Here is a 23,243-nt window from a genome sequence, read left to right on the forward strand (position 1 = left end):
TCAAATCCACTCACTCTCTATATTTAAATACTATATCTGAATTTAGATAGCGCAAATATCTTTTTTTCTTTTCTTTTAATTCACGGCTGCCGAAAAAGAATATTGAAAAGGCTTCCCAGAGAAAAACCCAGCCTCCAACAAATAGTCCTTCCATCAGCAGGGAAATCAGAAGTGACAGGTCTTTATTTTCTGGAATTAAATAGGCTGTAATTAAAAATAAAAGGCCCATTACAATATAGGTCATAATTTTTTTGTTATTATTTTTTAAATCCTGATCAATAAAAAATAAATTCATTCTAAAATTATTTTTTATTGTCGCTCTGGAGTCTGCCTCTACTCCCTCGTCCTGTTTGTCTTCTGGCAGATAAAAGCAGAGCTCCACTTTTTCCTTTAAGGGCAGCTCATAGCTTGCTCTTTCTAAAAAATGACTCAATTCTGGATCAAGCTCTTTTCGATCAAGAGCTGAGCCATCCCAGCTGTTAAACAGATCATCATAATTATCTAAATTAAGTTCAACCAGATATGCATTGTTGTGTTGATTGGTGTGATAAATGTAGCGGAGCTGATACTCATCTTCGTATTCAAACATAATTTAAGAATAAATTTTTAATTTATTCTCCAGAAACTCACCTCGTTTTATTTATTAAAATCTAATGCAGGAATCTAATTAAATCTAATTTCGCTTAAAATTCTATTTCTTCAACCGCTTCCCAGTCAAGATTCAAATCTAAATCATCTTCTATAACTTCTCTGGCTTCCGTTTTTTTATCTCTGCAGATTGGCCTGTACTCACAAAATCTGCATTTATTTAAATCATCTGTAAGGGGAAAATCTTTTTCATTTAAAATTTCAGTGATCAGCTGCTTAAAATATTCTCTATCCTGCTCAAAATCCGCTGAAGTATAATTGATTCTCACCCGCTGATCTGGATAACGGGGGTTCCAGTAAATAAGTTCCGGCATTTCTTTGAGATTATAATCGTCAGCAAAATAATCATAACCAGCTTCATATAAAAGATATAAATAAAAACGGCTCTGCATTGAGCTTTCAACATCTTTTTGATAAAGGCTTTTTTTATCTGTTTTCCAATCATAGATTATAAATTTTTTCGCTTCTGAATTATATTTTAATAGATCATATTTAGCCAGAAGTTTTAAATTATCCTGCCTGTAGCGAAGTTCCTGCTCTGCAGCTACAACATTCTCTGCTGGCGAAAATGATTTTAACCTATTGAACCAGGCGGCCAGCAAATCAGCTGAATCAAGTACGGTTTCCCCCAGGCTCTGACTGTAATATCTTTCTGCCAGCAGGTGAAACTGTCTTCCCTGTTTTAAATCATTTTTTACCTCTTCTTTCATTCCCCATTCAGCCGGCCAGTAAAGACCATCCAGATAACGATAACGAAACCGCCGGCGACAGTTATCAAAAATAGACAGGGCAGACTGAGAAAAATATAAATCTCTTAAATTATTTACTGCCATCTATTCTGCCTCCTCTGTCTGATATTTATTTTTCTTTTCTTTAATAAAATTATCTAAAGAACTAAAAACAAAAGCAGGATCTTTATCCCATTTACCCCTTTTTTGATGGGTGCTCAAAAATAAGTTTTGACGGGCCCGGGTTATCCCTACATAAAGCAAGCGCACTCTTTCGGCAATTAGCTCCTGTCGGGCCTTATAATCAGCATTTCTCTCCTTTTTTTCATTTAAGATATATTCTAGTTCTGCTCTAGCAGAAGCCTTAGGATTTTTAATTTCCTCATTTAGATAAAACTTTTCTCCCATAAAATAGTCATCATTATCATGCTGAAAGTGGCTTGAAGTAAGACTGCCGATAAAAACAGTATCCCACTCCATCCCCTTAGCTTTATGCAGGGTAGAAAGTGTTACCTGATCAGGTTTGGCTTCAAAGCCTTCCATTTCAGTTAAAGTTTCAGCAAACTGCCGCAGACGATCTCTAATTTCAGGAAGCTCAGCTGTTAATTGATCCAGCCTCCAGGCTGGATTGTCATTTAAAAGTCTACCAAATTCTAGGGCAAGATTTTGAGCCAACGCCAGTTTTTTCCCAGTCAGTTCAATTCTTTCCGCCAGGAATAAAACTAGTTCATCAGGTGGCAGCTCCATTGAGGCTTCGAGCCAGCCCTGAATTCTGGTTAGAGCTTTAAAAAAATCATTAAAATAATCTTTTTTTCTAAATTCAGGTTCAAAATTATCACGATTTAAACCTGAGAGAGGAAAAATCAACTCCTGATTTTCTTTTTCTCTCAGAGCAGCTTCCAGAAGCTGACTCAATTCTGAATTATCTTTAGTAAAAATCTCAGCAAAAATAAGCTTTAAATTATCTGCTGAAGCAGGTGAAGTCAAAAATTTTAAAATAACTTCCAACTCTGTTAAAAAAGCATCACTGGAACTACTCCCTGCAAGCTGAAACTCTCCACCCAGCCTATTAATCTCTACTGCTATTTCTTCCAGCTGCCAGCCGGTAGGCATCAATACAGCCGTGGTTTCACTATTATTTTCAACTGCCTTACGCAAAGCTTGTCTGGCAATAAATTTCTTTTCAGTCTTCCAATTTTTAAAAGATCTGCTTCCAATTCTATACCCTTCTGGGGCGGGATTGGGAGCCGGATCCCCTTTAGCTGTAGGCTGAATATATTTTTTTTCTAGAGGATCAATTTCTCTTTCCGCAAATTCCTTTTGACTCCAGTCAACCAGATAGTTCGCCAGCTCAATAATATCCAGGCTGCTGCGGCTGGAAACAGCCATGGTTTCTACTTCAACATCTTCTCTTTTACAGTAGCTACGAAAAATTTCAGGATCTGAAAGAGTAAAAGTACCGGTAATTGCCTGATTACTGTCCCCCACTCGAACTAAATTATTGTTTTCGCCAGCCAGAAGATAAAGCATTTCTTCCTGGGCCTGATTGGAATCCTGAGCTTCATCTTCAAAAACAAAAGCATACTGAGCAGCAATACGTTCTGTAAATTCTGGGTCTTCTTTTAGTAATTTTAAACTCTGCTGAACTAAATCATCAAAGTCTAGCAAACCAGCCTGAGCCATCCGGAATTCATATTCAGCAAATATTTCTGCGGCAGGATATAAAATATTGGCTGATTTCAAATTTGAATATTTAACCATATTTTTAAGTTCCTCACCCTCAAGCAGCTTCAATTTGAAATAGGAAATCATGGAAGCAACATAGGCTGGAAAATCATCTTCTTTCCATTTTTTTAAATATTTATCAAATTGATAGCTGTTTTTTTCTAAATTAAAAAATTGCTGCAGCAGCTCTCCGTTTTCTCCGGCCCATTTACGGCATAAATCTTTTATCCAGCGGTAGCGCCTTCCGGCTTCAATTAATTCAAATTCTTGATTGATCAGCCGGGCTTCTGGTTTTTCTTTAATAATCCCCAGCGCCAGAGAATGAAGGGTTTTAACACTGTAACCCCGGCTGCGGGGAAGTCCTTTGCTGGCTAAAAAATCTCCAATTCTTCTGCGAAAATTTGCCACTGCTGAATTCATATAAGTTACAATTAATATTTTTTGATTATTATTTAACTCAGAGGCAATCAATTCTGCTGCCAGATGAGCAAGAACTGTTGTCTTCCCTGCTCCTGGAACTGCAGGTACAGCAAGCTCTCCACCTCGATATTCTAGTACTTCTTTCTGTCCTGGTCTGGGTTTAAACTCCATTCTTACTCTCCTCTCACATCAAGCCAGCGATAAAGTGGTCCTTCCTGTTCTTTACCACTGCTGTTTAGAAAACTATCTGCTATATAAATTCCTTTTTTAACTTTATAAATTAAACTGATTAAAAAATCACTGAGCTGATTTAACCTTATCTTTTGATCTAGACTGTCATTCCAATTATCAATCTGCTGCCACTGTTCAGTATAAATATAGGGATTAACAAGTTCTTTAGCAATACTCTGCAGCCAGTCACTACTGGAAATATCAAGTAAAAATAGATAGTCAACTCCAGCCAGTTCAGGTGAAAATAAAAATTTATAGGGTGAAGCCAAAATAACTCCGGCTTCTTTTTCCTGACCTTTAAATAGAGTCTCTGCGGCCAGAGTTCCCTCATAAATCATCTTAATATAACGTTCACTTAGATCATTTTTATGCTGATGAAAATTTTCTACTGCCTGATGGAAACGGGCAACTGATTCGATCATCTGTCTGCAGGCAAAAATATCTTCCTGGGAAGGATCTAAAGGGGCCAGAACTTCACTAAAAACCAGCTGAAAAAAATCTTCAATTTCCAGCTCTTCCTCTTTTTTATCCTGCAGCCAGTCTTTTAGATAATCATACTTTTCAGCAGATTGGAAGTTTATCTTTTCTCTCAACCCACTCTGGTCAAGGTCTATCAATTTCATACCGGAAGCAGCAATTTCCTCAGCCAGAATATATGAACGCAGGGGATCCAATTCTAAAAGCAGCGACAGTGCCTGCTGCAGCGAAGAAACGCCAACTATATTAGTTCTCTCACAGTGAAATAAATATAAAATTAATAGAGCTCGTGCAAAAGGAATATCAATTAGTCGTTTAGAACGGTTAAAATTACTCAATCGATAACCATTTTTTTCTAAAATCTGCTGCAAACTAAAGCTCAGTACTTTGTCAATTTTAGGAGAAATAACCGCTATTTGATCAGCTTTGACTCCTTTTTTTAGAAGTGAAATAATCTTTTTCCCAACTTTAATCAGCATTTCACCTCTTAACTCACTATCAATTTCTTCCAAGAGGAGTGAAGACTGTACTAAATTGGACTTTCTTTCTTTAATTACTTTTTTTATTTCTGCAGCTAAATCACTGCTCGCTTCTGAGGCAGTGTAGTTTTTATTAATTTCAATTATTTCTGCTTCCGCTTTAAAAAAACGCTTTTTGGCCGCAGCAGGATTACCCCCAAAAAAACGATTAAAACCCCCACTCTCATTAAAAGTAAAGATACCTTTAATCTGAGATTCAATCAATGACTTTATCAATTCTTGCCCGGCTGGAATCATTTTTTCTAAATCATCTACCAATAAATAATTATATTGTTTTTTTAAATTACTGAGATAATCAGGATCAGCCAGCAGATATTTGTTAAACAAACTTACAGCTGCGGAATAATCAAAGAGCCGATAAGTAAGCGAAAAATTTCTAAAAGTCTTCATAATCTCTAAAGACTGTTCTGCATATTTTCTACGTTCTTCATCATTCTGAGTCCAACCTAGCATTCTCTGCTTAAGCTCCTTAAAACCAAGCATGTTGAAAGCAGCCAAATTCAAATTATCAATTAACTGAACTGCAATCTGGACAGGTCTGGCCTTAATACTCCGAAAATATGATCTATCTTTTCTATATTTTGCCACATAATTACTCATTAAAAAATGAGATGTTTCAATATTCATAAATGTTGGCTCTATCAGTTGATTGGAGCCACTGTATTTTCGCTCTACAGCAGGCCAGTTCTTATTTAACTGCTGATTGACAAAGCCAAAATAAGTATAGATATTTAAATTTCCCATCATTTCTATATCTAATTCTTCTCTAAACTGACTGACGGAACGGGCAGAATTTAAAAACAAGAGTATCTTTTCACTACCCTGTTCAGCTGCCAGCCTTTGGTAGTCAGTTTTCAGTTTTGAAGTTTTACCACTACCCGTATTGCCACTGTAAATACTGTACATCAGCCAGTCTCCTTTAGTTAAAATTATGAAAAAATTTTAAAATATAATTCAAAAAAGAACAACAAATTAGTTATTAATAAATCTCGATAAAAAACCAGATCATTAAAAAAATCTGCATCCCCAGTCGAGAAGCTGTACTGGCAACAAAAGCAAAGATGCTGCTTAAGGCAAGTTTAAAGGAATTCCTTTTATTTCTGCTCTGCCAGTATTCTGCGATAAATATTAAAAGAAATGGACCAATTATAAAACCCAGCGGTCCTAAAAATAAGGTCCCTAATATCATTCCTAAAACAGCAGCTATAATTGTCCTGTTGGTACCACCCTGGCGTTTAATAAAATAAGCATTAGCCAGATAATCTGCCAGAAAAATAATGACTGTAATCAACACTGCACCGGTCCAAAAATAGGGTGAGTAGCTGATATCAGTTTTAATTATTCTGTATAAGATAACTGCAGCCCAGAAAAAAACAGAATCAGGCAGTACCGGCAAAAAAATTGCCGCAATTTCCAGGGTAAATAATATTAAAATCATAAGTAATAAAAAAATTTCCAACCCGATCACTCCCAGGCAACGAATTGCTCAAATTTTTAAAAAAATAATAAATCATTTAATCTACTTCTAAAGTCTAAGCTAAATTTTATTATAACACAAAAAACAAAGAGCAAGCAAAAAACCCTGTCATCTAAACAGGGTTTACTAGCTCTTAAATATTTTTTTTGAATAAATAAACTGTGAACTTTTTACTTTATTCCGCTAAATAACAGTTGCTTTTAAAAATTTTATTAAATTAGCAATATCAATAAATTATGCGTTGTCAGAAACCACTTTCAATACTTCATCAATATCAGGAAGTTCCGGTATATCATATTCTTTTACCCAGAGAATTTCTCCCTGATCATTAACTAAAATATTAACTCTACCTGAAATTCCTTTTTCTCTGATGAAAATTCCCAGTTTAGAAGCAAATTCACCATGAGGCCAGAAGTCAGATAAAAGTCTTAAATTTTCAAGTCCAATATCCTCTGCCCAGGCACGTTTGGAAGGAACAGGGTCAACACTAATTCCTAACGGAACTGTATTATTTTTTTCAAATTGATCATAATTCTCTTCTAGAGCCTGCATTTGATTACGGCAGACACTTGTCCAGGCAAGTGGATGGAAAGAAAGCAATACATTTTTACCCTTGAATTTTTCTAAAGTAATTTCTTCTTCCTGATGATCACTTAACTTAAATTCTGGAATTTTTTCACCTTTTGTTAATTTCATTTGAAATACCTCCTGTTAAATATATTTAAACCTGAGTTATTAACTTGTGTTAATTGTAACTCTCTTAAGATTTAATATCAAGTGAAAATTTAACAATTTCCATAATTATTTGCTTTTGTATTTACAAAAATTGTGATATAATGTTTTATGATATTAACTGGCTGTGGCGCAGCTTGGTAGCGCGCTTCGTTCGGGACGAAGAGGTCCGGGGTTCAAATCCCCGCAGCCAGACCATTTATTTATAAACTAAAAGGCAGTAAAGCTCATCCAGGAGATTGAGCTTACTGCCTTTATTATTATTATTTAATTAATACAAACTTTTTAGCTATTCTTTTCCAACTTCTTCATAATTGAACGAGCAATTACAAGTCCCGAAACAGAAGCCTGCATCAGCCCTCGGGTTATACCGGCACCATCCCCACCAAAGAATAGATTTTCAACCTTACTTTCCAGATTATCTTTAACATCTAATCTGGAAGAATAAAACTTAACCTCTACTCCATAAAGCAGGGTATCACGTCCATAAATTCCTGGTGTAATTTCATCAAGCGCCTTTAACATTTCAATAATTCCTGTCAGGTGTCTGTGAGGAAGTACCAGAGATAAATCTCCAGGAGTTGCATCTTTTAAAGTCGGTTCAGTTACAGATCGTTTCAATCTTTCTTCAGTAGTTCTTCTACCTTCCAGCAGATCACCCAGCCTCTGAACCAGAACTCCTCCTGCAAGCATATTAGCCAGTTTGGCAATGTCTTTACCATAAGTAATTGGCTCATGGAAAGGTTCTGTAAAAGTTTTGCTTACCAGTAGAGCAAAATTAGTATTATGAGTTTTAAGATCAGAATGGCTGTGGCCATTAACTGTAATTAAACCCTGATTATTTTCACTAACTACCTCACCATAAGGAGACATACAGAAAGTTCTCACCTTATCTTCAAAGGTAGGAGTATGATATATCAATTTAGATTCATATAAATTATCAGTCATATATTCTGTTACTGCTGCTGGGCATTCTACTCGAACTCCAATATCAACAGGGTTAATTGCCGTCTCAATGTCAAGTTTTTTAGCCTCATTAGTTAACCATTCAGCGTTTTCCCTACCCGCTGCTGCCATCACAAAGTCAGCAGTTATTTTTTCGCCTTCAGCTGTTTTAACAGCCTCAATTTTATTGTTTTTTACTATAAAACGCTTTACATTAACTCCAAACCTTATTTCTACACCCTGTTCTTCTAAATAATCCTGCATATTCTGTAAAACAACCTGACTGTATCCTGTTCCCAGATGCCGTAAACTGGCAGGTATAAACTTAAGTTCTGCTCTGACAGCCTTTTTCCTAATCTCATCTTGTTTATCATCTGCTACTCCAAAAATACGATCAGGCGCACCAAATTCCATATAAATATCATCTGCATAGGAAATATTATCTATTAATCGCTGTCTTCCTATGTAATTTTCTAAATTTCCACCAATATCAGGAGAAAGAGAAAGTTTACCATCACTATAAGCTCCTGCTCCACCCCAGCCCGATACTATTGCACAGCTTGGACAGTTAACACAGCCCATCCCAGGATTTTCTTTCATTGGACAGACTCTTCTTTCCAGATCAGTACCCTTTTCTAAAATCAGAATATCTAAATCTGCTTCTTTTTTCACAAATTCCATCGCAGTAAATATTCCAGTTGGTCCAGCTCCAATGATAATCACATCATAATCTTTTTTGCTCATTAATTTTTAAACCTCCAGGTTTTTTAATAAAGTCTAAATATTATTTTTTAGACAAACCAATATTATAGTTTCTAGACCAGAAGTTAAATTCCTGCTTTTAATTTTATTTTTTTCAAAATAAAAACCGACCCTAAAGAAATAGTTAAGGTCGGTAGTTTAATTTCTCTTTTTATTTTTAAATTAACTCTGCAAGATTTTAAATTAAAATCCAATCAAAGTTGAAATACCAAACTTAACACCTTTGGCACTGTCACTAAGTGCTAATAAATCAGCAATACCTAAATTAACCTTAACATTGTTGCTGATATTAATTCCCATTCCAGCAGCAACTTCAATATCCTCTCTTAAAGAAGAATAATTAACTCCCAGACGCAGGGGAATAAATTTATTCTTTCTAAATTCACTACCAAAGGCATAAATATTATCATTCTGTCCACCATCATAGCTTACTCTTGAATAATCAGCATATAAAACAGTGTTTTGACTGAATTCTTTTTTCATTCCTAATCTATATACTCTTGGAAGTTGATAAGTGATTTTACCTTCTTCACCACTTAAATTATTTTCTGTTAAAGTATCATTTGGATTATTTTCTGTTGTAACTCCATATCCCGTACCATCAATAACAGAACTATCCGCAGATAATTCACCAATATTCATTGCACTGAAGGCAAAAGTATAATCATTGCTTGTTTTAATAGCTAAACCAAAATCAAAGGCATCACCTGTCGCCTCTCCATCTTTAGAATGGTTTTCATAAAATTCAGCATCTGAAGTACTATACTCTACATATGGGTCACCAGAATTTTCATTTACAGTCGCCTTAATTGTTCCACCACCAGAAAATTTATAGATTTCTCCTTCTAGATAGTGATATGTAGCTCCAAAATATACAGACTCAATATTATGAGAATTATTTGACCAGTTTCTAAAAATCTGACGAGCATAGCTTAAAGAAACATCTGCTGTAGCAGCTGCTCCACCAGCACTGTCACCAAATTCAACAGTAACTGAACCTTTATCTTGTAGTGACTCAAGACTAATCTCAGGTGTATCACCTGTCAGAATCTCAGCTGCATCACTATCTGTTTTCAGCATTCCTTCTGCTCTTCCATTGACTGCCAGAGCAAAATTCTTATAATAAAACTGAGTTCCAAAAGCACTTCTACCGGCCAAAATTAAATCTTCACCAGTTAACTTGCTCTCAATCTCATCTTTAGAAAATTCACTGTTCTCAAAAACATTATTCCAGATAGAAAAACCTAGATTTGCTTTTAAGGCAAAATTATTATCTCTTAAAGCCAGTCCAGCCGGATTAGAATAATAGGCTGCCTCACCTGTCATAGTAGAAAAGTTATCCCCCATCCCAATTGCTTCCGCATCAAGTGCGGCAGAGGCAGTTAATGCTGTCGAAAAAATAATTGTAATTGTTAATAGAAATAATAGTGTTTTTTTCATTTTCTTCCTCCTTGAATTTTTTATATTATCAAAGAAAAAAGCTCAAAATGAGCTTTTTTCTTAATAATCGTTAATTATTTGTTTAATTGTTTTCTTCCAGGCGACTCAAAATCAAATTATAACCATCTTCACCATATTCTAAGGAGCGTTTAACACGGCTAATAGTTGCTGTACTCACACCTGTTTCTGCAACTATATGATCATATGTATAACCTTCTTTAAGCATTCTAGCCACTTCCAGCCTCTGACCCAGAGCTTTTATCTCACCAATTGTTGCTATATCCTGAAAGAAATTATAGCATTCTTCTTTGCTTTCAAGCTTTAAAATGGCTTCAAACAGCTGCTCAGTAAATTTATCCTTTATATTTCTGGACAAAGTTTACACCTCTCTTCTGGACATTATTCCCATTCTATTGTTCCAGGTGGTTTTGAAGTAATGTCAAAAACAACTCGATTAACGTCTTCCACCTGATTAACTATTCGATTAGAAATTGACTGCAGCACTTCATAGGGCAGGCGAGCCCAATCTGCTGTCATAGCATCATCACTATTTACAGCTCTCAAAATAATCGGATAGCCATAAGTCCTTTCATCTCCCATAACTCCAACACTTCTCAGATCCGGTAAAACGGCAAATGACTGCCAGATGTCACGGTAAAGACCCGCTTCTTTTATTTCCTCCTGCACTATTGCATCAGCATCTCTTAAAACTTCTAACTTATCCCAGTCAACATCACCGATTATTCTGATTGCAAGTCCAGGACCCGGAAATGGCTGGCGCCAGACAATTTCTTCTGGCAAACCAAGTACCTCACCTATTTTTCTTACCTCATCTTTAAAAAGAAAATGCAGCGGCTCAACCAGTTCAAGATTCATTTCTTCTGGTAAGCCTCCAACATTATGGTGACTCTTAATTGTCGCTGCCTTATCTGTGCCTCCACTTTCTATGACATCTGAATAAATTGTACCCTGAACTAGATAACGAACATCTGATAATTTTTCAGCTTCTTCGTCGAAAACCTGGATAAACTCATCACCAATAATTTTTCTTTTTTCTTCCGGATCAGTTATCCCTTCTAATCGGCTCAGAAAACGATCTTTGGCATCTACATAAATTAAAGGAATATTAAACTCTTCCCCAAAAGTTCTCTTGACCTGTTCTGCCTCACCTTTGCGAAGTAAACCATGATCAACAAAAATACAGGTCAGCTGATCTCCTATTGCTTTATGAACAATAGCCGAAGCAACTGCAGAATCTACGCCTCCTGAAAGGCCACAGATAACTTTGCCTTTACCAACCTGATTTCTTATTCTTTCAACCTCTTCATTAATATAATCTGCCATATTCCAGTTCGCTCTGGCATCTACAATCCTAAATAAAAAATTATGAAGAATAGTTTTCCCCTGAATTGTATGATTAACTTCTGGGTGAAACTGGACTCCATAAAAATTTCTTTCAAAATCAGCCATAGCTGCTGTAGCTGTTAAATCAGTTTTAGCAATAACTTCAAATCCTGCTGGTACTTCCTTGACATGATCTCCATGGCTCATCCAGACTTGAGAGTGGTTTTCGAGTTCTTTAAATAATTTTTTTTCGGTATAAATTTCTAAATCAGCCTTACCATATTCACCATGCTCTGATTTTTCTACATGACCACCATCTAAAAGCTGGGCCATCAACTGCATTCCATAACAAATACCTAAGATTGGAATCCCAAGTTCAAATACACCCTGATCAACCCCGGGTGCTCCAGGAGCTGTAACACTATCAGGACCCCCAGAAAAAATTATAGCTGCTGGATCAATTTGTTTGATTTCTTCCAGCTCAATATCATGCCCTCTAATTACAGAATAAACATTAAATTCTCTTACTCTTCTTGCAATCAGCTGACTGTACTGGCCGCCAAAATCAAGAATCAATATCTTATCGTAATCCATCTAATTCCCCTTCCGCTTTTATTTACTAAAGTATACAGTGGAATTAAGCCTTTTGTCAAGGAATAAGTCGCTGAGAAAAATATTTATTAAATTCAAATATTAAAACTCCCTCCTGTTAAAAGGAATTGAACAGGAAGGAGTTTTCTTTTATCTAATATCTAACCTTAAAATTAGAGTCTGTGATATTAATTAATCATTTTTTAATGCAGCCTGGGCCGCAGCCAATCGAGCTATTGGAACCCGATAAGGTGAACAGGATACATAGTTTAAGCCGGTTTTATGGCAGAACTCAATTGAAGAAGGTTCTCCACCATGTTCACCACAGATTCCAAGTTTCAGTTCTGGTTTTGTTTTACGTCCCAGCTCGGAAGCTTTTTCGACAAGTTGACCTACACCTTCCTGATCTAAGACCTGGAAAGGATCCTTGGCAAATATCTCTTGATCTAGATATTTACTAATAAACTTACCAGCATCATCACGAGAGAAACCATAAGTCATCTGAGTTAGGTCATTAGTACCAAAGGAGAAGAAATCAGCATGTTCTGCAACTTTATCTGCAGTTAAAGCTGCTCTTGGAATTTCAATCATAGTACCTACACTGTAATTGACTTTGACACTTGAATTTTCCAGAAGTTCTTCTGCAACTTCAACAGCATCTTCTCTTAATATTTCTAATTCTTTGGCTGTACCAACAAGAGGAATCATAATATCTGCTTTAACATCATAACCTTCCTCTTCTTTAACTTCCAGAGCGGCAGACATTATTGCTTTAACCTGCATTTTATAAATTTCAGGATAGGTAATACCAAGACGACAGCCGCGGTGACCGAGCATTGGGTTCATCTCTTCTAATTCACCAATGATTCGTTTTAACTCATCAACAGGTATACTAAGTTGTTCAGCAAGATTTTTAATATCTCTATCATTCTGAGGCAGGAATTCATGTAATGGGGGATCTAAAAGCCTTACTGTTACAGTCTTATCCTGCATAACTTTAAAGATTCCTTTAAAATCATCTTTTTGATAGGGGAACAGCTTATCCAGAGCTTTTTTACGTTTCTTTTTACTGTCAGCAACTATCATTTCTCGAACAGAAATGATCCTTTCACTATCAAAGAACATGTGCTCTGTACGACAGAGTCCAATACCTTCTGCCCCAAAATCAACAGCTACTTCTGCATCATGAGGAGTATCAGCATTAGTATAAACTCCCATCTCGCGATATTCATCAGACCATTCCATCAGCATTCTAAAATTATCTGTTAAATTAGCATCTGTAGTTTCAACAATTCCTGCATAAACTTCCCCAGTACTACCATTTAATGATATATAATCTCCTTCATTAAACACACGATCATCAACAAAAAACTGTCTGGAGCTTTCATCAACTTGAATATCTCCAGCACCAGCAACACAGCATTTTCCCATTCCACGTGCAACAACTGCCGCATGAGATGTCATACCACCACGTGATGTTAAAATACCATTGGACTTAACCATTCCTTCAATATCTTCTGGTGAAGTTTCTTTACGAACTAGAATTACATCCTCTCCATCTGCTGCTGCTTCTGCTGCATCTTCTGAGTTAAAGTAAACTTTACCTGTTGCTGCACCAGGAGATGCTGCCAATCCTTTTGCCAACAGATCTGCTTTTTCCAGCTCTTCTTCTTTAAAGTTTGGATGTAATAACTGGCTTATATCCTCGGGATCGATTCGCATTACAGCAGTTTCTTTATCAATTAAATCTTCTTCTTCCATGTCAACTGCAATATTGACTGCTGCATCTGCAGTTCTTTTACCGGTTCTGGTTTGAAGCAGGAATAAATCTCCTTCCTGAATTGTAAATTCAATATCCTGCATATCTTTATAGTGCTGCTCTAAAGTCTCAGTTACCTCAATAAATTCGTCATAAACATCAGGCATTAAATTATTAAGTTCACTGATATCTTTTGGAGTTCTGATACCTGCAACAACATCTTCCCCCTGTGCATTAAGCAGAAATTCGCCAAACACTTTGTTTTCTCCAGTTGCAGGGTTTCTAGTAAAAGCAACACCTGTACCAGAATTTTCACCTATGTTACCAAAAACCATAGTTTGCACATTTACTGCAGTACCTAAATCATGAGGTATATCATTATGATTTCTGTAAGAAATAGCACGGTTATTATTCCAGGAACTAAACACAGCTTTAACAGCCATTAATAGTTGTTCTTCTGGTTTTTGTGGGAATTCTATGTCTTTTCTATTTTTTATTAAAGCTTTAAAATCTTTTATTATATCTTTCAAATCATCAACAGTTAAATCAGTATCATTGTCATAGCCTTTTTTCTCTTTTTTTCTTTCTAGATAATTATCAAATTCATAACCAGGTATTCCCAGTACAACATTACCAAACATCTGAATTAAACGTCTGTAACTATCATAAGCAAAGCGAGGATTGGAGGTCTTTTTAGCAAGTCCTTCAACACTCTTATCATTTAAACCAAGATTTAAAATTGTGTCCATCATACCTGGCATAGAGATAACTGCTCCAGACCTAACCGAAACTAAGAGAGGATCATTTACATCACCGAAATCTTTACCAATTTTCTTTTCTAAGTCTTTTAAGTGTTCGAAAATACTTTCTTTGAGACTATCTTCCAACTTTTCACCAATTTCAATATAGTGAATACAGGCTTCTGTAGTGATTGTAAATCCTGGAGGCACTGGCAGACCAATTTTACTCATCTCAGCAAGATTGGCACCTTTACCACCCAACAGTGACTTCATTTCTTTTTTACCTTCTTCAAAGCCATATACATATTTCTTCAACAAAACCCCTCCTTTTGTTAGTTAAGATCATTTATGATATCAATGACTAAATTAGCAGCTTCTTCGACAGCCTTTTTAGTCATATCAATTACAGGACAACCAACTTTTCTCATTATCTTTTCAGCGTATTCCAACTCCTCGTAAATTTTTTCTATTGATACATAATCCACACTATTATCAAGTCCTAAAACCCTTATTCTCTCTCTTCTTATTTCTATTAAATCTGAAGGATCAATCATCAATCCAATTATTTTTCTGCGTGGAACTTCAAACAATTCATCTGGTACTTTTGATCCCTTTACAAGTGGAATATTAACCACTTTATAGTTTTTATGAGCCAGATACATACTTAAGGGAGTTTTTGATGATCGTGAAACCCCAATTAAAACAATATCTGCTTTCAAAATACCCCGTGGATCTTTACCATCATCATATTTAACAGCAAATTCCACTGCTTCTACCCTTTTGAAATAATCCTCATCAAGTTTGCGAATAACACCTGATTCTCTCACCGGTTCTTGTCCCAAAAAGTCGGTAAAAGTATTCAAACAGGGAGCCATTACATCAATGTAAGGAACTTTTTTTTCTTCACATTTCTGTCGCAGATATTCAGATATCTCCTTATTAACGATGGTATAAACAAAGATTGAATTTTCGGAATTCAAGCTTTCCATAATACTATCAATTTTGGTTTTGCTTTCTACATAGGGATATTTCTTAATTTCATAATCTGAGTCTTTATACTGTTCTGCCGAAGCTCTTGCCACCTGTTCTGCAGTATCTCCTACTGAATCAGATAATACATAGACTAAGAAATTTTTTATCATATAATCACCTTATCCTACAGACTTTTTTACAATTATTATATATCTCTTTTTATATATCACCACCTGTATTTTATTTCTATTTTTTGCAAAATAACCCTTTACTTTTCGCAAAAAATTATGAAAATTTAAAATAAAGTATTTTAATTGGATGTTTTTCAGCAATATTATTTTGTTTATTCAGCATTAATTAAATTAGTTAATATTAAAATAAAACTTTAATTTAAACTTTCATAGCTAAATTGTTTTCTCTTATAATATTTATTCTCTATTCGTCAAAAAAATCCTTTTTTAAAAGCAGAAAAATTTTCACTAACTCTTCTTTTTTAAGACGCATGGTCGAGTTAGTATTAGGACATCGAGTCCGTCACACTTCTCTTCTTTTTTAAGACGCATGGTCGAGTTAGTATTAGGACATCGAGTCCGTCACACTTCTCTTCTTTTTTAAGACGCATGGTCGAGTTAGTATTAGGACATCGAGTCCGTCACACTTCTCTTCTTTTTTAAGACGCATGGTCGAGTTAGTATTAGGACATCGAGTCCGTCACACTTCTCTTCTTTTTTAAGACGCATGGTCGAGTTAGTATTAGGACATCGAGTCCGTCTCACTAACCTCCCTTTCTAAGACGCATTGTTAGGTTAGTATTAGGACATCGAGTCCGTCACACTTCTCTTCTTTTTTAAGACGCATGGTCGAGGCACAAATCTTGCTTTAATAAACAAATTGTTAGATTTGTGTTAGCACATTGAGTGCGTCATATTATTAGGACATCGAGTCTGCAAAGTAAAAAAAGGATGCAACCTCTAGTTAAAGAGGAAGCATCCTTGAATTTAAATATTAAGTTAATGAGTCTGAGTGGTTATCGGGCTTACATCATACCGCCCATGCCACCCATGCCACCCATGCCGCCCATTCCTCCGGGCATGCCACCGGGCATTCCGCCACCATTTCCGTCATCATCATCGTCGCTATTATCAGCAACTAGACATTCAGTGGTTAAAAGCATGGAAGCAGCACTTGCTGCATTTTGAAGAGCAGAACGTGTAACTTTAGCAGGATCAATGATACCAGCTTTAATCATATCTACATATTCGCCTTTCATGGCATCAAAGCCGATTCCTTCATCCTTTTCCTTAACTCTTTCTACAACTACAGATCCTTCGTGACCTGCATTATTAGCAATCTGCTTAATTGGAGCTTCTAGAGCTTTACGAACAATATCAACTCCAGTACCCTCGTCACCTTCTAAGTTTAAGCTTTCAAGGGCAGCCATTACCTTAAGGTAGGTTGTACCTCCACCAGCAACTAAACCTTCTTCTACAGCTGCTCTGGTAGCAGATAATGCATCCTCAATTCTATGCTGCTTTTCTTTAAGCTCGGTTTCGGTTGCTGCACCAACCTGAATTACTGCAACACCACCGGCTAATTTAGCTAATCTTTCCTGTAATTTTTCTTTATCAAAATCAGAAGTAGTAGTTTCAATCTGCTTTCTTAATTGAGAAATTCTATCCTGAATCTTTTCCTTGTCTCCGTTACCTTCGACAATTGTAGTATCATCTTTGGTAATTGTTACTTTATGTGCCTGACCTAAGTCATTAATGCTTGCATTTTCAAGCTTTAGACCAAGATCTTCAGTAATTAAAGTACCACCTGTTAGAACAGCAATATCTTCTAACATAGCTTTGCGGCGGTCACCAAATCCAGGTGCTTTTACAGCTACACAATTAAAGGTTCCACGAATTTTATTTACCACTAAAGTAGCAAGTGCTTCCCCTTCAACTTCTTCAGAAATAATCATTAAACTCTTGCCTGACTGAGCAACCTGCTCTAATAATGGTAAAATATCCTGAATACTGGAAATTTTCTTATCAGTAATTAAGATATATGGATCTTCTAAAGAGGCTTCCATTGTATCAGTATCAGTTACCATATAAGGAGATAAGTAACCACGATCAAATTGCATACCTTCTACAACATCTAAGGAAGTTCCCATACTTTTAGACTCTTCTACAGAGATAACTCCATCCTGTCCAACTTTTTCCATTGCCTCTGCAATTAAGTTACCAATCTCATCATCATTACCGGCAGAAATAGAAGCAATCTGGGATACAGCTTCTTTACCTTCTACAGGTCTGGCAACTGAAGCAATCTCATCAGTTAATTTTTCTACTGCTTTTTGAATACCTCTTTTGATCAGCATTGGATTTGCACCAGCAGCTACATTTTTAAATCCTTCTTTTAACATAGCTTCTGCTAATACTGTTGCAGTTGTTGTACCATCACCAGCAACATCATTAGTTTTAGTAGCTACTTCTTTTACTGCCTGAGCACCCATATTTTCATAACGATCTTTTAATTCAATTTCCTTGGCAATACTAACACCATCATTTGTGATAGTAGGAGAACCAAAGCTCTTTTCTAAAAGTACATTACGTCCTTTGGGTCCAAGTGTTACTTTAACTGCATTTGCTAAACGAGAAACTCCTGTTTCTAATTTGCGGCGTGCGTCTTCGCCGAATTTTAACTGTTTTGGCATCTAAATCCCTCCTGTATAATTAATCTGAGTTATTTTTGAAAGTAATTTTATAAATTATCAAATTGAATAGAGATAATTTTTAATTTAGTTAATAACTGCTAAAATATCTTCTATTGCAAGAATAATATATTCTTCACTATCAATTTCAACTTTTGTTCCAGCATATTTATCAAAAACTACTGTGTCACCAACAGCTACTTCTGCTTCTTCGCCTTCTGGTGCAATATTTTTACCTACAGCAACTATTTCACCCTGCTGTGGCTTTTCGTCTTTTTTGGCTGTATCAGGAAGTACAATTCCTCCCTTAGTTTTCTCTTCACCTTCATCTTTGACAAATTTTACTGCAACTCTGTTATCTAGTGGTTTAATACTCATTAAAAAATAACCCCCTTCTAATATTATATTCTTTTATAATAATTAGCACTCATTTGAGGTGAGTGCTAATAAGCACTGTAAATATAATATCTAAGACAGTTAGGAAAATCAAATCCTCTATTTGGTTTTAAAAGGTTAACAAAGCTCATTAATTGCAATTAAATCAAATTAAATCATTTATTCTCTGATTAACAAATATTTTATAAGGATGTCTTCATATCTTACATTATTTAAATTAAAACCACCTCTGCCCTAAATTTCTCTTCCAGCTGACTGTAATGGTTTCCCAGCAGGTCATTACCATAATAATCATAAATAATCTCTGGTAAAATGATTTTTTCGATCTTTTCTTCGATCAAATTGAGACTGCTAATTAAATCAGAATTAGTTAAAAGGCCGGCTGCAATAATTGAAGCTCCAAAAAAACAATTTTTTACTTTTAGTAATTTTAAATTTTTATTATCTATTAAATATTTCTTAATTAAACTAAATATGAGATTATAACCCGCCTCTGAAGCTAAAATCACTGTGATTCCATTTTGGTTTTTTGAACTTTCAGCTGCATAAGCTTCTAAACTTTTCTTTTCTTTTCTACTCAAATCATAGGACATGATTAATCCAGAATCTTCGTTTTTCTTTTTTTTAAGAATTATTTTTTTAGTTTTTTGATCACGTTTGAATATTATTTCAGGATTACTGGCAGTTTTAATTTGATAAAAAGCATCAACTCTGCTTTCAACAGTATTTTGATTTATTTTTTTTATTATATCGCCCGGCTGTAAATCTACTTTTGCAGGAGAATCTTTTATAATATCATTTATTTCAGCTTTAAAATCATTCAATAGCTGAGGCTCAACAAGAATTGGGTATGAATATTCATTTTTGATTGAGTTAATGAACTGATTTAATTGCTGATAATCATCTGCAGCAGAAATAATCTCAGAATCTGCATAATTACTAAAACCAGCCATAAACACTCGCAAAGTCCGTGGTTGGTATTTTTCCAAAAAATCAAAGCTTCTTTTTAAATAATCAAAACCTTTAAGATGGTGCATGGAAACAATACTTGCAGAAAAATTAAACTCCATTCTTTTTAGTTCAGGAATAATTTTAAAAACATTATTTGGACGCGAATCATTCATTAAAAAAACCCGTTCCTCAGGAGCGGGACCATTTAGCGAGATATTTAATTCCAATGGTTCTAAATTCTTTAGGTATTCTAATCTCTCAAGCTCTAGAAATGAAGCGCTAGTTGTAATTTTAATTTCAATCTCTGGCCATCGCTGACGCAGATATTCTAAGATTTGATATATTTCTGGATAAACAAAAGGTTCACCTTCGATAATTTTACTGGCTGACTCACCAATAAAAACTGGTTTCTCCGGATTCAAAAATTCAATCATATTTTTGATTAGTGCTTTATCCAGATGTCCAAAGCTATAAGTTTCAACCTGGGGGGGATTGTTTTTATGACTGCAAAAAATACAGTTCAATTTGCAGATAGATGTTATAGGAAGAATATTATCTTCTTTTACTGTTTTATATAAAATTTCTTCTTTAGATCTTTTTTTCATTTAATCACCTACAATTTTAAAGAGGGATCAGCACTAATACTTAAAGGTGCAAAATCACGCTCAAGATACTGATAATATGCCACTGCACCAATCATAGCTGCATTATCAGTACATAATTCTAAAGGAGGATAGTAAAGTTTTAAATTATTTTCCTCTAATTTTTCCTCAATATAACTTCTAAGCCTCTGATTTGCGGCAACTCCACCTGATAAAACAACACTCTCTACATCATATTTCTCTACCGCCTGCAGTAAATTTGCGGTTAAACTGTCTACTACTGCTTTTTGAAAGCTGGCTGCTAAATCATTTATTTTTAGCTCATTGCCCCGCTGTTCTTCATTATTAACATAATTCATTACCGCAGTTTTTAAACCACTAAAACTGAAATTATAACTGTCTCCTAAATCAGCTCTTGGAAAATCAACTGCCATCTCATTTCCAGCTCGAGCTGCTTTTTCTATTGCCGGTCCTCCGGGATAACCCAGACCGAGAAATCGGGAGATTTTATCAAAGGCTTCTCCTGCGGCATCATCAACAGTTCTCCCAAGAATTTTATAACCTCTTAAATCCTCAAAATATAACAGATCTGTATGTCCACCAGAAATAGTAAGACACAAAAGTGGTTTTTTTATTTCTGGATTGGCGATAAAATTAGCATAAATATGTCCAGCAATATGATTAACCCCTATTAAAGGAATATTTAAAGCCAGGGAAATTGTCTTGGCAGCAGTCAGAGTAACTAAAAGCCCTCCAACTAGACCTGGACCAGAAGTAGATGCTACTGCATCTAAATCTTCAAAATCAATTCCTGCTTCTGCTAATGCCTGATCAATTACAGGCAGCAGCAACTCAAGATGTTTACGGGAGGCAATTTCCGGTACAACCCCCCCAAATTTTTTATGAAGATCAACCTGAGAAGAAACAACATTTGCCAAAACTTTCAGTCCATTTTTATTTACTGCTGCCGCTGTCTCATCACAGGAACTCTCAAGAGCAAGTATATAAATGTCTTCACTTTCATCTTTTAATTTATCTCTAAACTTCAACTTTCCCACTCCCATATTAATTATTTCCATATTTCTGCTGCCAGTTAATTTCTGCCTGTGGTTTTTTTAAATAAGCGGGTTTAAGCTGATAAATATCATCTCTCTGTCCCGTCTTAAAATAATTTTCTCCCAACCTTGCTAAAACTGCAGCCCTTGGTAGATCAGATTCAGCCTCAGCAAGTCTGGTTGAAAATGCATTGGCTTCTAAAACTCGCCTAACTTCTTTCTTCTTTTCGCCAATTAATGTAATTTCTTTTTCTTTATAATTACTAAGTAATTCTGGTAATTCGGCAATACTGATAGCTGTAGGTTGATAAATTTCTTTTAAAAAATTGTCGTTTGCAGTCCGTAAATTTTGATAAAAAGAACAATAAACTCTTTTTCTTCGGGCATCAATTAGAGGTAATAAATAAGGTTCAGCTATTCCGGCTGCCATGATTTCAAGAGTCGATATACCTTTTACAGGTATAGAAAATATTCTTCCCAGTAATTTTGCTGTAGTAATACCTATTCTAAGACCTGTAAAAGAACCAGGACCTGTTGCTACAGCAACCCCGTTAAGTTCCCGGGGCTGAATTCCCAAGAGCTCAAAAATCTGTTCTATCAAAGGTAGCAATTTTTCGCTGTGCTGCCTCTTTAAACTTAAATTATATTCTCCTCTGAGCTGCCCAGATTCCATTAGAGCAAGTCCCAAATTATCTGTTGAAGTATCAATTGCCAGAGTTAACATTTTTGATTCAACCTTTCTATTAATAAACTACTTCGTTTTCCTTCAGCATAAACAGTAATCTTTCGCTTTTGAGCAGATATTTTTTCTATATTTATAAAAAGAAAGTCAGCCGGCAGCAGTGGAAGTGCAAGTTCCGGCCATTCAATAAAAATTAAAGCTTCTCTAGTTAAATAGTCTTCAAATCCAATTTCTAAAAGCTCTTCTGTTCTATCAAGGCGATAAAGATCCATATGAATAATCTCCTGCTCACCGGAATATTCCTGAATCAGATTAAAAGTTGGGCTTGTTACATTCCCCTGATAACCAGAAGCAGCAGCTGCTGCTTTAATAATTAAAGTCTTACCGGTACCAAGCTCACCTTTAAGTAAAATTAGGGCAGGCACCTCAAGAAATTGGGCCAGGTCCCGGCCAAATTTTGCAGTTTCTGCTGGTGAATTGGTAATAATTGAATAACTACTATTATCCATTTATTTTCCCAGCTCCTCTGAACGCTCTGCTGCTGTTTTAACAGCCTGAACTACAGAAGATCTAAATCCCTGTTCTTCCAGGGTGGCTACTCCAGTAATTGTAGTACCTGCAGGAGAACAGACCATATCTTTAAGTTCAGCAGGATGTTTACCTGAACTTAATACCATTTCTGCCCCTCCCTTAACCGTCTGAGCTGCAAGTTTAAGGGCCTTTTTCCGATCAAGACCTTTTAAAACCCCTGCATCAGACAGTGCCTCTATAAAAATATAGACAAATGCCGGTCCACTACCACTTAGACCGGTAACTGCATCCATTTCACTTTCCTTAACCTTAACTGTTTTCCCCAGAGAGTTAAATATTTGATCTACAAATGCTTTTTCGTCTGCTTCCACAGCTGGACTGTAGTAAATTGCACTCATTCCTGCAGCAACTAAAGCTGGAGTATTTGGCATTACCCGTACAATTTTAGCTCTGGAACCAAAATATTTTGCTAACAGTTCTGTTTTTACTCCAGCTGCAATTGAAATAACAACCTTGGCTGCCGCCACTTTTTTGATATCTTCCAGAACCAAATTAATGATCTGAGGTTTTACTGCCAGAATAATATAGTCAGCTTCTTGAGCAGCAAGACAGTTATCAGCGGTAACAGTTACACTGGCATATTCATCTGAATTTTCAAAATCCGGATCAGCAAATTTTTTATCTGCTGCTATAATATTTTCAGGTTTTATCAGCTTCTGTTTTAAAATTCCATTTAAAATAGCCTTACCCATATTCCCCAGACCAATAATTGCTAATTTCATTTATAAGTCCTCC

Annotated in this window: 19 protein-coding genes and 1 tRNA gene; 1 reads left to right on the top strand and 19 read right to left on the bottom strand. The window is 35.6% G+C overall.

Annotated elements, in window-relative coordinates; all coding sequences use genetic code 11:
- Positions 1 to 10: 10 nt before the first annotated feature.
- The 6 genes from DFR80_RS10460 to DFR80_RS10485 all read right to left on the bottom strand — a co-directional run bounded on the left by DFR80_RS10460 (position 11) and on the right by DFR80_RS10485 (position 6,941).
- The gene (locus DFR80_RS10460; RefSeq protein WP_076544805.1) at positions 11 to 589 is read right to left on the bottom strand and encodes a hypothetical protein; all 579 of its coding nucleotides are present in this window, start codon (positions 587 to 589) and stop codon (positions 11 to 13) included.
- Between the two features lie 94 nt (positions 590 to 683).
- On the bottom strand, positions 684 to 1,481 hold the full coding sequence (locus DFR80_RS10465) for a PD-(D/E)XK nuclease family protein (protein ID WP_114489933.1): 798 nt from the start codon (positions 1,479 to 1,481) through the stop codon (positions 684 to 686).
- Positions 1,482 to 3,692: an ATP-dependent helicase gene (locus DFR80_RS10470; RefSeq protein ID WP_114489934.1), complete on the bottom strand. Its 2,211-nt coding sequence runs from the start codon at positions 3,690 to 3,692 to the stop codon at positions 1,482 to 1,484. It abuts the gene before it with no gap.
- A gap of 2 nt (positions 3,693 to 3,694) precedes the next feature.
- Entirely contained in the window at positions 3,695 to 5,674 is a 1,980-nt protein-coding gene (locus tag DFR80_RS10475) for a UvrD-helicase domain-containing protein (RefSeq protein ID WP_076544802.1), read from the bottom strand.
- A 73-nt stretch (positions 5,675 to 5,747) separates the two neighbouring features.
- Positions 5,748 to 6,227, bottom strand: coding sequence for a DUF456 domain-containing protein (locus DFR80_RS10480; protein WP_114489935.1), 480 nt, complete (start codon positions 6,225 to 6,227; stop codon positions 5,748 to 5,750).
- A gap of 252 nt (positions 6,228 to 6,479) precedes the next feature.
- Positions 6,480 to 6,941 (bottom strand): redoxin domain-containing protein, encoded by a 462-nt coding sequence (locus tag DFR80_RS10485; RefSeq protein ID WP_076544800.1) that lies wholly within the window; start codon positions 6,939 to 6,941, stop codon positions 6,480 to 6,482.
- Positions 6,942 to 7,098: 157 nt separating this feature from the next.
- Here DFR80_RS10485 and DFR80_RS10490 point away from each other — a divergent pair.
- Positions 7,099 to 7,175, top strand: a tRNA-Pro gene (locus tag DFR80_RS10490).
- 87 nt (positions 7,176 to 7,262) lie between these two features.
- Here DFR80_RS10490 and DFR80_RS10495 read toward each other — a convergent pair.
- The 13 genes from DFR80_RS10495 to proC all read right to left on the bottom strand — a co-directional run bounded on the left by DFR80_RS10495 (position 7,263) and on the right by proC (position 23,230).
- Positions 7,263 to 8,666, bottom strand: coding sequence for an NAD(P)/FAD-dependent oxidoreductase (locus DFR80_RS10495; protein WP_114489936.1), 1,404 nt, complete (start codon positions 8,664 to 8,666; stop codon positions 7,263 to 7,265).
- Positions 8,667 to 8,867: 201 nt separating this feature from the next.
- Positions 8,868 to 10,124, bottom strand: coding sequence for a hypothetical protein (locus DFR80_RS10500; RefSeq protein WP_114489937.1), 1,257 nt, complete (start codon positions 10,122 to 10,124; stop codon positions 8,868 to 8,870).
- Positions 10,125 to 10,206: 82 nt separating this feature from the next.
- Positions 10,207 to 10,500, bottom strand: coding sequence for a YerC/YecD family TrpR-related protein (locus DFR80_RS10505; RefSeq protein WP_076544797.1), 294 nt, complete (start codon positions 10,498 to 10,500; stop codon positions 10,207 to 10,209).
- 23 nt (positions 10,501 to 10,523) lie between these two features.
- Complete coding sequence (guaA, locus tag DFR80_RS10510) at positions 10,524 to 12,062, bottom strand: glutamine-hydrolyzing GMP synthase (protein ID WP_114489938.1); 1,539 nt, start codon at positions 12,060 to 12,062, stop codon at positions 10,524 to 10,526.
- Between the two features lie 189 nt (positions 12,063 to 12,251).
- Entirely contained in the window at positions 12,252 to 14,876 is a 2,625-nt protein-coding gene (gene ppdK / locus DFR80_RS10515; RefSeq protein WP_369862730.1) for a pyruvate, phosphate dikinase, read from the bottom strand.
- Between the two features lie 14 nt (positions 14,877 to 14,890).
- Positions 14,891 to 15,700: a pyruvate, water dikinase regulatory protein gene (locus DFR80_RS10520; protein ID WP_114489940.1), complete on the bottom strand. Its 810-nt coding sequence runs from the start codon at positions 15,698 to 15,700 to the stop codon at positions 14,891 to 14,893.
- Positions 15,701 to 16,566: 866 nt separating this feature from the next.
- Positions 16,567 to 18,234, bottom strand: coding sequence for a chaperonin GroEL (groL, locus tag DFR80_RS10525; protein ID WP_114489941.1), 1,668 nt, complete (start codon positions 18,232 to 18,234; stop codon positions 16,567 to 16,569).
- An 84-nt stretch (positions 18,235 to 18,318) separates the two neighbouring features.
- Positions 18,319 to 18,609, bottom strand: a complete 291-nt coding sequence (locus DFR80_RS10530; protein WP_076544792.1) for a co-chaperone GroES — start codon at positions 18,607 to 18,609, stop codon at positions 18,319 to 18,321.
- A 230-nt stretch (positions 18,610 to 18,839) separates the two neighbouring features.
- Complete coding sequence (locus DFR80_RS10535; RefSeq protein WP_114489942.1) at positions 18,840 to 20,183, bottom strand: radical SAM protein; 1,344 nt, start codon at positions 20,181 to 20,183, stop codon at positions 18,840 to 18,842.
- Between the two features lie 8 nt (positions 20,184 to 20,191).
- On the bottom strand, positions 20,192 to 21,229 hold the full coding sequence (tsaD, locus tag DFR80_RS10540) for a tRNA (adenosine(37)-N6)-threonylcarbamoyltransferase complex transferase subunit TsaD (RefSeq protein ID WP_233493825.1): 1,038 nt from the start codon (positions 21,227 to 21,229) through the stop codon (positions 20,192 to 20,194).
- 16 nt (positions 21,230 to 21,245) lie between these two features.
- Positions 21,246 to 21,959: a tRNA (adenosine(37)-N6)-threonylcarbamoyltransferase complex dimerization subunit type 1 TsaB gene (gene tsaB / locus DFR80_RS10545; protein WP_076544790.1), complete on the bottom strand. Its 714-nt coding sequence runs from the start codon at positions 21,957 to 21,959 to the stop codon at positions 21,246 to 21,248.
- Complete coding sequence (tsaE, locus tag DFR80_RS10550) at positions 21,953 to 22,426, bottom strand: tRNA (adenosine(37)-N6)-threonylcarbamoyltransferase complex ATPase subunit type 1 TsaE (protein ID WP_076544789.1); 474 nt, start codon at positions 22,424 to 22,426, stop codon at positions 21,953 to 21,955. Before tsaE ends, tsaB begins: the two co-directional genes overlap by 7 nt.
- On the bottom strand, positions 22,427 to 23,230 hold the full coding sequence (gene proC, locus DFR80_RS10555) for a pyrroline-5-carboxylate reductase (RefSeq protein ID WP_114489943.1): 804 nt from the start codon (positions 23,228 to 23,230) through the stop codon (positions 22,427 to 22,429).
- Between the last annotated feature and the right edge of the window lie 13 nt (positions 23,231 to 23,243).

Source organism: Halanaerobium sp. ST460_2HS_T2 (assembly GCF_003337665.1).
Taxonomy (GTDB): Bacteria; Bacillota; Halanaerobiia; order Halanaerobiales; family Halanaerobiaceae; genus Halanaerobium; species Halanaerobium kushneri.

Excerpts from the sequence above, each read along its gene's own strand:
- DFR80_RS10460 (WP_076544805.1), bottom strand. The coding sequence starts at position 589 with ATGTTTGAATACGAAGATGAGTATCAGCTCCGCTACATTTATCACACC.
- DFR80_RS10470 (WP_114489934.1), bottom strand. The coding sequence starts at position 3,692 with ATGGAGTTTAAACCCAGACCAGGACAGAAAGAAGTACTAGAATATCGA.
- DFR80_RS10530 (WP_076544792.1), bottom strand. The coding sequence starts at position 18,609 with ATGAGTATTAAACCACTAGATAACAGAGTTGCAGTAAAATTTGTCAAA.
- DFR80_RS10520 (WP_114489940.1), bottom strand. The coding sequence starts at position 15,700 with ATGATAAAAAATTTCTTAGTCTATGTATTATCTGATTCAGTAGGAGAT.
- proC (WP_114489943.1), bottom strand. The coding sequence starts at position 23,230 with ATGAAATTAGCAATTATTGGTCTGGGGAATATGGGTAAGGCTATTTTA.
- tsaE (WP_076544789.1), bottom strand. The coding sequence starts at position 22,426 with ATGGATAATAGTAGTTATTCAATTATTACCAATTCACCAGCAGAAACT.
- groL (WP_114489941.1), bottom strand. The coding sequence starts at position 18,234 with ATGCCAAAACAGTTAAAATTCGGCGAAGACGCACGCCGCAAATTAGAA.
- DFR80_RS10535 (WP_114489942.1), bottom strand. The coding sequence starts at position 20,183 with ATGAAAAAAAGATCTAAAGAAGAAATTTTATATAAAACAGTAAAAGAA.
- DFR80_RS10465 (WP_114489933.1), bottom strand. The coding sequence starts at position 1,481 with ATGGCAGTAAATAATTTAAGAGATTTATATTTTTCTCAGTCTGCCCTG.
- DFR80_RS10495 (WP_114489936.1), bottom strand. The coding sequence starts at position 8,666 with ATGAGCAAAAAAGATTATGATGTGATTATCATTGGAGCTGGACCAACT.
- DFR80_RS10475 (WP_076544802.1), bottom strand. The coding sequence starts at position 5,674 with ATGTACAGTATTTACAGTGGCAATACGGGTAGTGGTAAAACTTCAAAA.
- tsaB (WP_076544790.1), bottom strand. The coding sequence starts at position 21,959 with ATGTTAACTCTGGCAATTGATACTTCAACAGATAATTTGGGACTTGCT.
- DFR80_RS10500 (WP_114489937.1), bottom strand. The coding sequence starts at position 10,124 with ATGAAAAAAACACTATTATTTCTATTAACAATTACAATTATTTTTTCG.
- DFR80_RS10485 (WP_076544800.1), bottom strand. The coding sequence starts at position 6,941 with ATGAAATTAACAAAAGGTGAAAAAATTCCAGAATTTAAGTTAAGTGAT.
- guaA (WP_114489938.1), bottom strand. The coding sequence starts at position 12,062 with ATGGATTACGATAAGATATTGATTCTTGATTTTGGCGGCCAGTACAGT.